At 47.8% G+C, this 12,598-nt stretch carries 11 protein-coding genes; 6 read left to right on the top strand and 5 right to left on the bottom strand.

All coding sequences use genetic code 11. From position 1 onward, the window contains the following. The coding region (locus RH949_RS26135) for a hypothetical protein (protein ID WP_446357240.1) at window positions 1-191 on the bottom strand (191 nt) is incomplete at its 3' end. A gap of 59 nt (window positions 192-250) precedes the next feature. Next, window positions 251-2,353, bottom strand: a complete 2,103-nt coding sequence (locus RH949_RS26130; protein WP_446357238.1) for a DNA polymerase III subunit gamma/tau — start codon at window positions 2,351-2,353, stop codon at window positions 251-253. Between the two features lie 298 nt (window positions 2,354-2,651). Between RH949_RS26130 and rnhA the strand changes: the two genes are divergently transcribed. Beyond that, window positions 2,652-3,560, top strand: coding sequence for a ribonuclease HI (gene rnhA / locus RH949_RS26125; RefSeq protein ID WP_446357235.1), 909 nt, complete (start codon window positions 2,652-2,654; stop codon window positions 3,558-3,560). 213 nt (window positions 3,561-3,773) lie between these two features. Here the strand turns inward: rnhA and cruG are convergent, their stop codons facing one another. Next, entirely contained in the window at window positions 3,774-4,946 is a 1,173-nt protein-coding gene (gene cruG, locus RH949_RS26120; protein ID WP_446357233.1) for a 2'-O-glycosyltransferase CruG, read from the bottom strand. Window positions 4,947-5,123: 177 nt separating this feature from the next. Then, entirely contained in the window at window positions 5,124-6,050 is a 927-nt protein-coding gene (gene cruF / locus RH949_RS26115) for a gamma-carotene 1'-hydroxylase CruF (RefSeq protein ID WP_006103577.1), read from the bottom strand. A 421-nt stretch (window positions 6,051-6,471) separates the two neighbouring features. Between cruF and RH949_RS26110 the strand changes: the two genes are divergently transcribed. The 5 genes from RH949_RS26110 to aroF all read left to right on the top strand — a co-directional run bounded on the left by RH949_RS26110 (window position 6,472) and on the right by aroF (window position 10,387). Further along, entirely contained in the window at window positions 6,472-7,716 is a 1,245-nt protein-coding gene (locus tag RH949_RS26110) for a GNAT family N-acetyltransferase (RefSeq protein ID WP_044209394.1), read from the top strand. A 103-nt stretch (window positions 7,717-7,819) separates the two neighbouring features. Beyond that, window positions 7,820-8,248 carry a Holliday junction resolvase RuvX gene (gene ruvX / locus RH949_RS26105; RefSeq protein ID WP_044209398.1) on the top strand — a complete coding sequence of 143 codons (429 nt, stop codon included), beginning with the start codon at window positions 7,820-7,822 and terminating at the stop codon, window positions 8,246-8,248. A gap of 102 nt (window positions 8,249-8,350) precedes the next feature. Then, window positions 8,351-8,620 carry a 30S ribosomal protein S15 gene (rpsO, locus tag RH949_RS26100; RefSeq protein ID WP_446357230.1) on the top strand — a complete coding sequence of 90 codons (270 nt, stop codon included), beginning with the start codon at window positions 8,351-8,353 and terminating at the stop codon, window positions 8,618-8,620. 16 nt (window positions 8,621-8,636) lie between these two features. Beyond that, window positions 8,637-9,152: a photosystem II biosynthesis protein gene (locus RH949_RS26095; RefSeq protein ID WP_446357228.1), complete on the top strand. Its 516-nt coding sequence runs from the start codon at window positions 8,637-8,639 to the stop codon at window positions 9,150-9,152. A 176-nt stretch (window positions 9,153-9,328) separates the two neighbouring features. After that, entirely contained in the window at window positions 9,329-10,387 is a 1,059-nt protein-coding gene (aroF, locus tag RH949_RS26090; protein WP_446357226.1) for a 3-deoxy-7-phosphoheptulonate synthase, read from the top strand. A 115-nt stretch (window positions 10,388-10,502) separates the two neighbouring features. Here aroF and RH949_RS26085 read toward each other — a convergent pair whose 3' ends face one another. After that, window positions 10,503-12,416 carry an iron uptake porin gene (locus RH949_RS26085; RefSeq protein WP_446357224.1) on the bottom strand — a complete coding sequence of 638 codons (1,914 nt, stop codon included), beginning with the start codon at window positions 12,414-12,416 and terminating at the stop codon, window positions 10,503-10,505. Window positions 12,417-12,598: the final 182 nt, after the last annotated feature.

Here is a 12,598-nt window from a genome sequence, read left to right as displayed (position 1 = left end):
TGCTCGCTACATTGAGCATCTTGCTCGCTACATTGAGCATCTTGCTCGCTACATTGAGCATCTTGCTCGCTACATTGAGCATCTTGCTCGCTACATTGAGCATCTTGCTCGCTACATTGAGCATCTTGCTCGCTACCCATTCCCAATTTAAATGCATGACAGCAACCGCCATAGCGGTTAGGACACATCATTTATGTAGAGACGCGCCATGGCGCGTCTCTACAATGGTGTCTCAAACTTACCAACATAATTAAAACGCAATATCACCATTTTCATCGTATTCCAAGATATCCGATCGCTGTAATGGTGGAACCGAATTATTGGTTGTTGTCTCTGGTGTTTGCTGATTTTGAATGGTGATTGAATCTGTCTCATTAAACGACTGAGATTGAAGCGAAGATATTGTTGGCTTGGTTTCCTCAGCGGATGAACTCGTCTCCAATGCAGGCAGATTCAATTCATCCTCTAGATTAATCACATTACCACCAAAAAATTTCTCTAGGGCAGTTACAGCATCTTTAATTTTCTCCTCATCCCAGTCTCCAGTATCTATAGGTTCTGATATCGAAGATTGAGGTAGAGAAACGGATCGAGTTTCCTGCGCCTGATTAGACAAAGTTTCAGTCGGTTGGACTATTTGACGTTCCGGTTGGGGAATAACAGTTCTTTGAGTTTTTCTATGATCCTGATCGTCTTCCTCTTCTACAGGTGACGGCGATTTAGACGGCGATGGTGTAACAGGTTCCCGATTTGTCGCTGCGGGTTTAGCCGATGTGGTTCCAAGAACTTTGAACATGACTTTGATGTCTTTTTGATAAACCCTTTGAAAGGCAGCTTGAATATTGGGCAGTTTATCTTGTGCTAGTTTCAACAATGGTTTAGATGTAATTCCGATCTGCGCTACGGTTCCATCAAAACTAAATAAATTACAATGCTGACCTAATAATGCTTTGACACTATTTTGTCCTAAATTGTCAAGAATATTTTGCCAAATTTGTTCGTGATCCGCCGATTGTTCTGCAACAGGAACGGCAGGTACGGTTTCCTGATGAGCAGGTGGCACAGAGGATGGCGAGGATGGGACTGGCGGGGGTGATTGAGTCTCAGGGGTTGAGGCAGTGGGTTGAGGGGTTGGCGCTTGAGGTGCAGCCGCAGGGGGTGGAGAGGGAAGTTGAGTACGATGTTGAGGTTCTGGCGGCTGGGTTTTTCTAGGTTGATTAACTTGTTGCGATCGCGTCTGATTACTTGCCGATTCTACGCGCAATGCGTCGGGTAATAAACCTAACAGAGTCACTTCTAACCAGAGGCGCGGTTGGGTTGTGTTTTTTACCTGGACTTCACTGCTTTTTAAATGTTGTTGTCCCCGTAAAATATCCGTTGTATCCATCGATTGAGCTAACTCGCCTAACTGTTTCCAGGTTGGCGGTGTAACCGCGACTAAATCTTGACGACTGGGTGCGGTTTTCGCAATTAGTAAATCCCGATAAAATCCGGCTAAATTTTGCAGCACAACTAAGGGTTCTCGTCCCCGATCCATTAAATTGCGGCAACAGTCGAGAACGGCTTGAGCATGATTATCCGTGATTGCTTGGCTCAGTGCTAATAAGTCTCGTTCCGGTACTGCCCCGACTAAATCCCAAATACATTCAACCGTTATTTCTCCGGCTAACAAGCTGAGTTGATCCAGCAAACTTTCGGCATCCCGTAATCCCCCTTGCGCCACTTGTGCGACTAAGGTAATCGCTTCTGTTGTAATATTAATACTTTCTTTGGTGGCAATGTATTTAAGATGCTTGACCATTGCCGCCAAGGGAATGCGGCGAAAATCAAACCGTTGACAGCGAGAAATAATTGTGGGTAAAACTCGTTGGGGATCGGTGGTGGCTAAGACAAAAACAACATGTTTAGGGGGTTCTTCTAGGGTTTTGAGTAATGCATTGAACGCCGCACTACTGAGCATGTGACATTCATCCACCACATACACCTTGTAGCGACATTGAACGGGGGCAAACTGGGCGCGTTCGATGATTTCCCGAATATTATCAACACCCGTATTACTCGCCGCGTCAATTTCGGTGATATCCAGGGCGGTTCCTTGAGCGATCGTGCGACAAACGTCACAAGTACCGCAAGGTTGAGGCGTTGGCTTATCGGTAGTCAGACAGTTAAGGGATTTGGCTAAAATCCGCGCTGATGAGGTTTTTCCCGTACCTCTCGGACCACAGAACAAATAAGCTGGGGCAACTTTCTCTTGACGAATAGCATTCGTGAGCGTTTGCGCGATCGCTTCTTGACCAACCAAATCGGCAAACGTCTGAGGGCGATATTTGTGATGGAGGGGTTCGTAACTCACGAGGCTTCAGGATTTAAGGGAGACAAGGGGGAGATGAGGGAGATGAACAATTGTACTATTTATCATAGTCACTTGAGATCGTAACTCAAAACCATGTCCTTGGGTGAAGCGAAGGATCAGTCGGGGCGGGTTTAGTTCAGGTAGTGGTTTGATCCGGAACGTTATGGGTAAAACCCGCCCCTACACAGTCATACGGACTCGATCACTTTCTCTCCCTCTGCTCCCCTTGACCACCTGTTGTGCCGATGGGTAAAAACTCTGCTACAACCAGTTAGGAGTTTACTTATAATGCGAAACAATGCCTGTAACTCGTCAAATCAAAAGTGTTTATACCGATGGAGCCTGTAGTGGCAATCCAGGACCCGGTGGCTGGGGTACGGTTGTGTATTTTACCGATGGTTCTGTGCATGAAATAGGGGGAGCTACGGCACAAACCACCAATAACCGTATGGAACTCTTCGCCGCGATTGAAGCCCTGATCCTGGTTCAGGGATCTGGACAAACTCAGCCGATTACCCTCTATACCGATAGTGAATACGTCAAGAACGGCATTACCAAATGGATTAAGGGCTGGAAAAAGAAAGGCTGGAAAACCTCTCAAGGAAAAGCCGTTTTAAATCAAGATTTATGGGAAAAACTCGATGCGGTCAATTCTCCCCTAGTCACTTGGCAGTATGTACGGGGACACAGTGGCAACCAAGGCAACGAGCGTTGTGATCAAATTGCCAATGCCTTTGCCAACGGTAAATCCCCTAAGCTAACACAAGTCCTAGAAGAAGTGAATCATTCCACCTCTCCCACTTTACCCCAGAAGACACCCGTAACAGGGGTATCAGATGAAAAGACCACTTTTGATGTAGGTTACAAAGATGTACCATCGAGCCTTCCTACATCAGAAACACCCATGATAGAAATACCGGATTCACCAAACAATTCCAATGACGAGTTACCCCGCGAAATTAGAGTTGCCCAACTGGGAAACTTAATCGAGACCCTACGCATTGCTGATGAAATCGCCAGTGAGGGCTATTTGATTAGTAGTTCTGAACTAGCTGATTTAATGGATATCAATGCCAGTGCCGTTACCAGTCGGGGTGATCATTGGCCCTGGCGCAACTGGATTGTCTCGCGAGTGCGGCGTGAAGGCAACCAGATTCTCTGGCAATTAGAACGAGTAGACCAAGTTAAGTCGGGTGATGAAGAGTGATTAGGGATTGGGGAAATGTTGAGTGTGTAGGGGCGGGTTTGGGGACTTTCGTGTCAACTTAAGCTCAACCCCTCACCCCCAGCCCCTCTCCCACGCCGGGGAGAGGGGAGCAAGAGAATCCAGTTCCCCTTCTCCCATGAAACAAAAGCGAAGCATCCCCATCTGCCTTGTCTTCTCTGCCCCTCTGCCCTTCTGCACCTCCATTTCCCCTCTCTAACCGCTATAAATCCGCCCCCGCCACTGTTTTGGTCTTTGCCTAGCGGACAAGAAAATCCGCAGCACAGCTAAGGGATCAGCCAGAGGTGAAAGCCAAAATAACCAAGCGGCGGGGGATGAGGATGGAGTGAAATCATAAGAACGGGCGATCGCGCCCACTAATGCCCAGCGCATTACCAATAACCCTAGATTTAACCCTAGGATAGGAAGGTGGACGGGTGAAGATATGCCCAGGCTCAAACTCACCAAAACGGCGATAGATACGGGTAGAGGCAATGCCTGCGTACTCAGCAGTAGCCACACATCACTCCAGAGTTGACCTGGGCTAGAAGCATCTTTCAAATCTAGCGATCGCCCCCACTCCTGCCAAGTCGCCCAAGCGCCTTCATACATACGGACTTTCAGCACATTAGCACCATCCAAAAATCCCACCTTAAATCCCTGGCTAGCGGCATACCGGGCTAGAGTCACATCATCACAAAATGAACCCTTGGCACTGTTATACCCATCGAGTTGGCTTAAAACCTGTCGGCGACACAAAAAACACTGCCCATTTGCCATCACCCTTTCAGGGGGATTGCTGGTAATCCCAGTCGGACCAAATCGATAGACTAACGTCATCAGCAGCGCTGGTTGTAGCCACCATTCCCCCGGATACTTGAGAATAAATCGCGGTGACAGAGACACCAGGTCAAACCCTGAAGTTTCAGCAATATCAATTAACCCCGCCACCAATCCAGGTTGCGGTTGGGTATCCGCATCAACGCCCAAAATCCACTGACTATCGGGACAACTGTACAAATAGCCCTGATGCAACGCCCAAGGGCGTCCCACCCAATCCGGTGGCAATGGATCATCAGTCATCAGCCGGAATCGCGGATCTTTGATTTGGGCATCTTTGACTAACTCCCGTGTGCCATCGGTAGAGTGACTATCCACTACAATAATTTCGCGTACTTCGTAACTCTGCTGACTTAATCCCATCAGACAAGGATTGAGGCGTTCTCGTTCATTGAGAGTCGGAACCACAATACTAACCGCCCCCACCTGATCGGGGGTAGGGGACTTGGCTTCTACGGGAGGACGACGTCCTGGACCTTTCAGCAGGCGCGAGAGCAGGATTAAAGTAGCAGGGATTTGGATCAGTAATAGGATTAGGGCAATTATCATTCTAAGCGGGCATGGGGAGTTATTAGTTATCAGTTATCGGGAGCAGGGGAAGATGGGGTAGCTGGGGGAAATTGTGTAGAGGCGGGTTTCACTACTATCTTTTCGGTTGCACCCAGATGTAACTAAACCCGCCCCGACTTTACGTAGCTTGCTTCTCGACGAATGACAAATGACAAATTACTTAATAGACGCTACAGGCACTTTCGCCTCTGGAGTGCGATCGCGTTGTCCTTGTTCGAGGGTGTTAGATGTGGGTGTCACTGTTGCCATCCGCCACAATACCACGGCGGGAATAACGCCTAACACGATCCCTAAGCCAATCGGAACCCATATTTGAGCACCGATACTCATCACAGCCGCAAAGACAAAGTTGCTCAGGTAAACGGCTAAGGGCAATCCCAATTGGCTTCTAGACAATGCCATTGGCGTTTTCTGCCAAAATAAAGCCGCGACAGCCATAAAGACAGCACCTGTTCCTAACCAACCCGCAAAATTTTGATACGGCATCCCAAAAAAGGCACCCGGTTGCTCCCATAACCAGAAGGGGACAGAGGCTTGGCTCATGGCGGGATCAAGTACAAAGTCCCAAGACGTGAGTAAGACAGCACCGATCGCGATCGCACCTAAGTGACGCCACCAACTAACTGATTGATTCGTCGCCACTCTTCTCTCTAACCCCACACGAGCCAATAGATAAGACACCAATCCTAAATAAAACCAGGATAAGGGAATCGTAAACGGCACAAGACCCGCGATTTTATAGCCTAAGCCACTTAAGTAACCATAATGTCCAAAGGGGAAACCTGTACTCGTTCCCAGGAGTTCACTGGTCAAGGAAATGACAATAGCAGGAACCATGAACGTCAACCATTGCCACAGTCCCAGAGTTCGGTAGGCATAAATTGCAACGGCTGCTGCTCCTAAAATAATGTAGACGACTCCACCCCCAGCCATAGACCATTGAAACAAGGTTTGTCCCTGTGGCGGTAAACTCATAATCCATTCGGGGTGAGGCAACACCAGCAGTAGCCCTGCCAGTCCAAATGCCATAGCCCCGATATGACCTATCAACAAAGAGCGCTCAATTTTGATCAGTTGGTTCATGAAAAACTCCTAAAATGGTGAAAACCCCAGACTTGTCTTAGTGGCAAGACGCAGCATTCCGATTCAGATGCAGCAAGGCAATGGTTGTTTGCGAGTATACAAGCATCAATGATTTATAGTTTACAAATGTTTACGAAAAAAGTCCCTAGTGCCGCCATCTGAATGATGAAGGAGATAAGGAGATAGGGTAAGGGGGTGGAGCAATACGGCTCTGATCAGCTCTAATTTTAATTTTTGTCTTTACAGGCTTCCCCAGCTTCCCCAGCTCCCTCAGCTCCCCTGTTCTCCCCAACTGGGGATGAACAGAGTGGGAAAATCGTTAATATATTGGCAGGACAGTAACTTGAATCTTGTCGCTGTATACTACAGTGCAAAAAACTTGGTCTTGTCTGCTGTTGGCTTCCTAGCATCTTTACTCAACATGACTTCACCTGTTCCGGAAAACGCGAAGACTGTGATTCGCCCCATTCAATACGGCGATTTGGAGAGAATTGAGCAGCTTACGACTCAAGCCACAGATACGGAGTGTAATAGCTGCTCGTTAACCTTCATCCGCCAACTTCAGCAGGTTCGACGCTGGTATGGGCTGCTGATGGTTTTGAATTGGTTTCCAAATCCTTGCCAGTATGATTTTTGTTTCTATGTAGCTGAACAATTTCAGCGGCTGCGAGGATTAATCAAAGTGTCACCCTTTAATCGGACTCGCAGTACTTGGCGCGTGGAACAGGTGTTAGTTGCTCCCGATCCGTCTCCTGCATCCATTAATAAACCCGCCAAACTTGAAACCGGCTCGGCACTCTTGCGCCATTGCTTCGAGACTATCTGGGAAGCCCGCACCTGGTTACTAGAAGTCAATATCCACAATAAAGATACCCTGGCACTATATCGGCGGAATGGATTTCAACCTCTAGCCCAATTGACATATTGGTCAATTTCTGAGCAAACCTTAGCTAAACTAGGCGATCGCGAACCCGATTTACCCAACTTGCTCCCGGTGAGCAATGCTGATGCTCAACTATTGTATCAGCTAGATACGGCGTCCATGCCTCCTTTGGTGCGTCAAGTGTTTGACCGTCATATCGAGGATTTTAAAACAGGATTTATGCGATCGCTAGTCTCGACGCTACAGCAGTGGTTCAATCGCACTGAAGTTATCAATGCTTATGTGTTTGAATCCCAGCGCAAAGCAGCTATTGGTTATTTTCAACTCACCCTTTGCCGAGATGGGAGTCGAGCGCACGAAGCCCAGCTCACTGTTCACCCTGCCTACACTTGCCTGTATCCAGAGTTATTCTCACAAATGGCGCGGATTACCCAACAATATCCTGCCCAGTCTTTGCATCTGGCTTCAGCCGACTATCAACCGGAACGAGAAGACTACCTGGAACAGTTAGATGCTCAGAGAATCGAGCATACTCTGCTCATGTCTCGTTCAGTCTGGCATAAAATCCGGGAAGCCAAGAAATTAGAAGGGTTACAGTTATCAGAAGTGCTTCAGGGACTCCAGCCAGCCCGTACTCCCATCCCCAGCCGTATGTCCTGGTGGGAATCCCTCTCCCAACAACCTAATGCCGCTTCTAAAACAAATGGAGCCAATTCTTCGGCAAAACAAAAGCTGAAGGACAAAGATATTCCACCGCCAGCCAATTCGACAGATGTGGAGTAGGAGAGTAGTGAGTGTGTAGGGGCGGGTTTTACTACTATCGTTTCTGACCTTACCCAGATGCAACTAAACCCGCCCCGACCCCATGCAATAATTAACTGATGTAATGCAGAAAATCTCAGCCTTGGGCTTGGATGTTGGTAGTAAGCGAATTGGTGTCGCCGGATGCGATGGTACTGGCTTAATTGCTACAGGTTTAACCACAATCAAGCGGACATCTTTTGAGCAGGATGTATCCCAGTTCCGAGAACTCGTCGAACAACGCGACGTTCAAGTTCTGGTGGTTGGATTACCTTATTCGATGAACGGGACGCTGGGATTCCAGGCGCGACAGGTGCAAAAATATGCCCGTCGCTTGAGCGCTGCCCTACAATTACCCGTAGAATATGTGGATGAGCGGTTAACGTCCTTTGAAGCCGAACAGTTACTTCATGCTGAGAAGCTCTCGCCCTCTCGCCATAAAGCTCTGATCGACCGCAAAGCCGCAGCTATTATACTCCAGCAGTGGCTGGATACTCGTCGCTCAAACCGTTAAACTTATGAACCATCTAGCTGGCTTGCTCGTTGAGCGAATACCATGAATCATGAAAAATGATATGATCAAAAACTGCTGGATTATACCAATGAACATTTATCCATGACTTTAACCCAAGAACGCAAACAAGAAATTATTGACAGCTATCAGATTCACGACACCGATACGGGTTCGGCAGATGTGCAAATCGCCATGCTCAGCGATCGCATTAGTCGCTTGAGTACACATCTGCAAGCCAATAAAAAGGATCATGCCTCCCGTCGGGGATTATTAAAGATGATTGGTCAGCGCAAACGCTTATTAAGTTATGTGCGTGAAGGCAATCCTGAACATTACCAAGCCTTGATTAAGCGCTTAGGTATTCGCGGATAAACACTGACTAAAGCTTATGTCTGATGAACCCTCCCGCAACCCTTTACCTTTTGAGCCGAGCCAAAAGCGAAAAAAAAAGTCGCAATCACAGGCTAAACCTGTAGCGAATAAAGCTAAGGCGAAATCCCCAGCTAAACCTGTAGCGAATAAAGCTAAAGCGAAATCCCCAGCCAAACCGGATCAACCAAAGGCTTCTACTCCTGAGTCGATGACTATTCCTGATCAGGTGAGTAAGCGTATGGTGCGCCGTATGGCGTTACTCTGTGGTATTCCAACAGCGTTGGGAATGCTTTCATTTGTGGTGAGCTATCTTGCGGTGGTCAACCTGGAGATCGAGTTACCCAATGTAGCGGTGGTTCTGGTAAGTATGGGATTTTTTGGCTTAGGTGTTTTGGGATTAACCTATGGTGTTCTTTCAGCATCCTGGGAGGAAGACAGTCCAGGAACGTTACTGGGTTGGCAGGAATTCACAACCAACCTAGGACGACTCACATCAGCATGGCGTGAGGCGAGAGAGGCTAAAAAAAGTTAGCTCTTTTTTCGGTTATTGCTAGGAACGCCGGGGGAGCAGAGGGAGCAATGTAGAGACGTAGCATGCTACGTCTGGGAGCAGGGGGAGTGAAATCACACACCATGCCCGATTAACAAGGCGAAGGGTCAAAACCTATCCCTTCCCCAATCACATTGAAAACTTAAACCTTAAAAGTTATGATTGTAGTCATGAAAGTCGGCTCTCCAGAAGCCGAAATCAATCGCATTAGTCAGGAACTCAGCGAACAGGGGCTAACACCAGAACCGATTGTGGGTAAACACAAGGTTGTTCTGGGTCTAGTCGGTGAAACAGCGGCTTTAGACCCCCGGCAAATTCAAGAAATTAGCCCCTGGATAGAAGAAGTGCTGCGGGTGGAGAAACCCTTTAAACGGGCAAGCCGTGAATATCGTCACGGGGAAGCTGGCGAAGTTGTAGTATCAACACCCAATGGAGCTGTTCACTTTGGAGAGCAGCATCCCGTGGTACTGGTAGCAGGTCCCTGTTCGGTAGAAAACGAGGAGATGATTGTGGAAACGGCGCGTCGGGTAAAAGCGGCGGGCGCTAAGTTTTTGCGGGGAGGTGCTTACAAGCCTCGGACGTCGCCTTATTCCTTCCAAGGACATGGAGAAAGCGCTTTAGGCTTACTCGCCGCCGCACGGGAGGCTTCGGGTTTGGGGATCATTACCGAAGTCATGGATACAGCCGATGTGGATAAAATTTCTGAGGTAGCCGATGTGGTGCAAGTCGGTGCCCGCAATATGCAGAATTTCTCCCTGTTGAAAAAAGTTGGCGCACAGGATAAACCCGTATTATTAAAGCGGGGAATGTCGGCAACCATTGATGAATGGTTAATGGCGGCGGAGTATGTATTAGCTGGGGGAAATCCCAATGTGATTCTCTGTGAACGGGGTGTCCGGGGATTTGACCGGAAGTATGCCCGGAATACACTGGATTTATCGGTGTTACCTGTATTGCGATCGCTCACCCATTTGCCGATCATGATTGATCCCAGTCACGGTACGGGTTGGTTTGAGTATGTACCCTCAATGGCAAAAGCCGCGATCGCAGCCGGGGCGGATTCGTTGATGATTGAAGTTCACCCTAATCCAGCTAAAGCCTTATCCGATGGACCCCAATCCCTGACACCGGATCGCTTTGATAGCTTAGTCCAAGAAATGGCAGTGATTGGTAAAGCCGTTGGGCGTTGGCAAGAACCCGCTATGGCGATCGCGTAATTCTTCTAGAACATCAGTGATATCGTAGGGACACGGCATTGCCGTGTCCTTGTTCTTTTGGGGAGTTCGTAGTTGCATTGTAGCTATGGGTTGAAACCCACGGTTGGGTCAACTACTAGAAGGTAAATGTAGTTCGCAGTACACCGACTAAAGCGGTATCGTTATTCCCATCACTTTCTGGGTTAAACAGAACAAATGCTCCGGGTGTAATACTGACGTTATCACTAACCTTAAAGTTGTAAAACGCTTCTAAATGATAGGGCGTTTCTCGGTCAACACCAGGTTCTGTCAAATCGGCTGCGCCGTCTGCTTCTACCCGATGCAACGGTTGTCCAAAAATTAGACCCGCCGTATTCCCTTCTTTAAATAAGTCTTGAAAATGTAACCCCGCCATCCAAGTCGTGAAATCAGATGATGCATCTGCACCAGCGACAGCATCGACAAAGAAATAAGCACCGTAACCGGTTAGTGAAATTTTCGGAGAAATACGCCAGGTTGCGGTAGCACCCAAGGAATTAACGTGAACGGGTGTATCTAAGATCCCACCAACAATGGGATTACCATCTCCATCAACTGTGCGTCCAGGAATATTCAGCGGGTTGGAGGAAAATCGAGTTAATCCTAGACCCATAATATTCAGGTCGTGGTAACTATAAGCGTAGTTCAGACCAATATCAAATTGAGAACTGGGTTTAACAGTAAGCTGCGCTGAGGCGACGGTACTCCCACCAAAGAACCCTGAACCCAATATATTGTTGTCCCCTTGTTCAGGAATCGCTGCATTGACGCTACCGTATAACGCCCGCAAGTCGATTGCATCAGAAATACCCCAAATAAATCCCACTGCTGAAGCTAAACCGGTTTGGGAGGTTCCCCCAGATACACGTAAAACGGGGTTCAATGTGGCAAATCGCGAAATCGCCCCCTGTCCTTCACTGGAAAAAGGAATAATGGCGGGAAATGCATCGGAGGCTTCTGCGGCTGTTCCAGCAAATAGGGTTAAATTGTTGATGCCAGATGGGAAAATATAGAGGAGTTTGTAGAGTTCAACATCATTAGACCCCGCACTCTCGCTCAAGTCTTGGGGGTTAAATTCCGGAAACTGGGGTTCAAAACTGAGTTTCGTTGACCCTTCACTTAAAAAAGCGTCTCGTCCAGGAAATAATGCCCCTTGAACACTACCCGCCCCGGTGATATCACCACCAAAGTTATACGCTTGTAAACCTGTAATCAGTAAATCTTGACCCGTAAAACTGGTATTTAGGTTCAAGCGCACTCGGTCAGCCAGAATAATATTGGCATCTTCCTCATCACTGGTTGCACCAACGAGTGAGAAAATAACTTCACCATTTAATTTGGTGGTTGTGGAAAACTGGTGGTCTTCTAAAAAGGCTACTCGTCCTTCTAAATTATCAACTCTCGCGCCCAAGGTAGCGAGTTCGGCTTCAAATTCCTCAATCAGTCGCCGTAATGTGACTAACTCGGTGTCATCTACCTCCGTCCCCACGATTAACCGTTCAATTTGTTGCAAACACGCATTTAACCCAGCCGCGAACTCGTAGCGAGTCATGGCGCGGTTCCCCCGAAAGGTGCCATCGGGATAACCCGCAATGCAACCATACCGTTCAACTAAGCTTCTCAGGGCTTCATACGCCCAGTCTCCGGGAGAGACATCGGAGAGTTGGGAGACTGAGGTAACTTGTCCCATTGAGGATGACTCTGAATCGAGGCGTTCTAACATATCTGAGACAGAGGTAACTGGGGCGTTATTATCCTCTACCTCTTGTGCTATTTGTAGATGAGTCGGTTGATCGGTTGTCCCCGTCTGCTTCAGAGGTGTCGCGGATAGAGGCGTGCGATCGCTAAGTCCAACGTGGAGATTATTAATGGGATGAGTGGCTTCCTCTGCAATCGTCAATTCTAACTCAGTTGTCTTGGCAATAGCAGGATTGGCATCCCACGGAATAGCACCAGCAATTAGGCACAATAGACCTATTTTCCCCCAAAATCTTAGGTGATGTTGATTCACGATTAGTTCCTCACACAAAATGTCTGATCCTTTTTGGTTTGGCTGAACCCAACCTTAGTAAAGTAGTAGACTGATTATGATGAACTGATTATAAAGCCTTCACAGGCTAACGCAACACCACTAAATGTTAATTTAGGTGACATCGAATCACCTAAATTAACTTGGGGAAGTCCAGTGTATCG

The organism is Coleofasciculus sp. A1-SPW-01 (genome assembly GCF_040217205.1).
In the GTDB taxonomy this organism is placed as follows: domain Bacteria; phylum Cyanobacteriota; class Cyanobacteriia; order Cyanobacteriales; family Coleofasciculaceae; genus Coleofasciculus; species Coleofasciculus chthonoplastes_A.
The sequence above is the reverse complement of the archived record's forward strand: the minus strand, read 5'-3'. Positions and strand labels throughout refer to the sequence as shown.

What these genes read in the sequence shown, in the direction of transcription:
- rpsO (WP_446357230.1), top strand. Translation starts at nt 8,351, where the DNA reads ATGACTTTAACCCAAGAACGCAAACAAGAAATTATTGACAGCTATCAG.
- rnhA (WP_446357235.1), top strand. Translation starts at nt 2,652, where the DNA reads ATGCCTGTAACTCGTCAAATCAAAAGTGTTTATACCGATGGAGCCTGT.
- RH949_RS26095 (WP_446357228.1), top strand. Translation starts at nt 8,637, where the DNA reads ATGTCTGATGAACCCTCCCGCAACCCTTTACCTTTTGAGCCGAGCCAA.
- ruvX (WP_044209398.1), top strand. Translation starts at nt 7,820, where the DNA reads ATGCAGAAAATCTCAGCCTTGGGCTTGGATGTTGGTAGTAAGCGAATT.
- cruF (WP_006103577.1), bottom strand. Translation starts at nt 6,050, where the DNA reads ATGAACCAACTGATCAAAATTGAGCGCTCTTTGTTGATAGGTCATATC.
- cruG (WP_446357233.1), bottom strand. Translation starts at nt 4,946, where the DNA reads ATGATAATTGCCCTAATCCTATTACTGATCCAAATCCCTGCTACTTTA.
- RH949_RS26110 (WP_044209394.1), top strand. Translation starts at nt 6,472, where the DNA reads ATGACTTCACCTGTTCCGGAAAACGCGAAGACTGTGATTCGCCCCATT.
- aroF (WP_446357226.1), top strand. Translation starts at nt 9,329, where the DNA reads ATGATTGTAGTCATGAAAGTCGGCTCTCCAGAAGCCGAAATCAATCGC.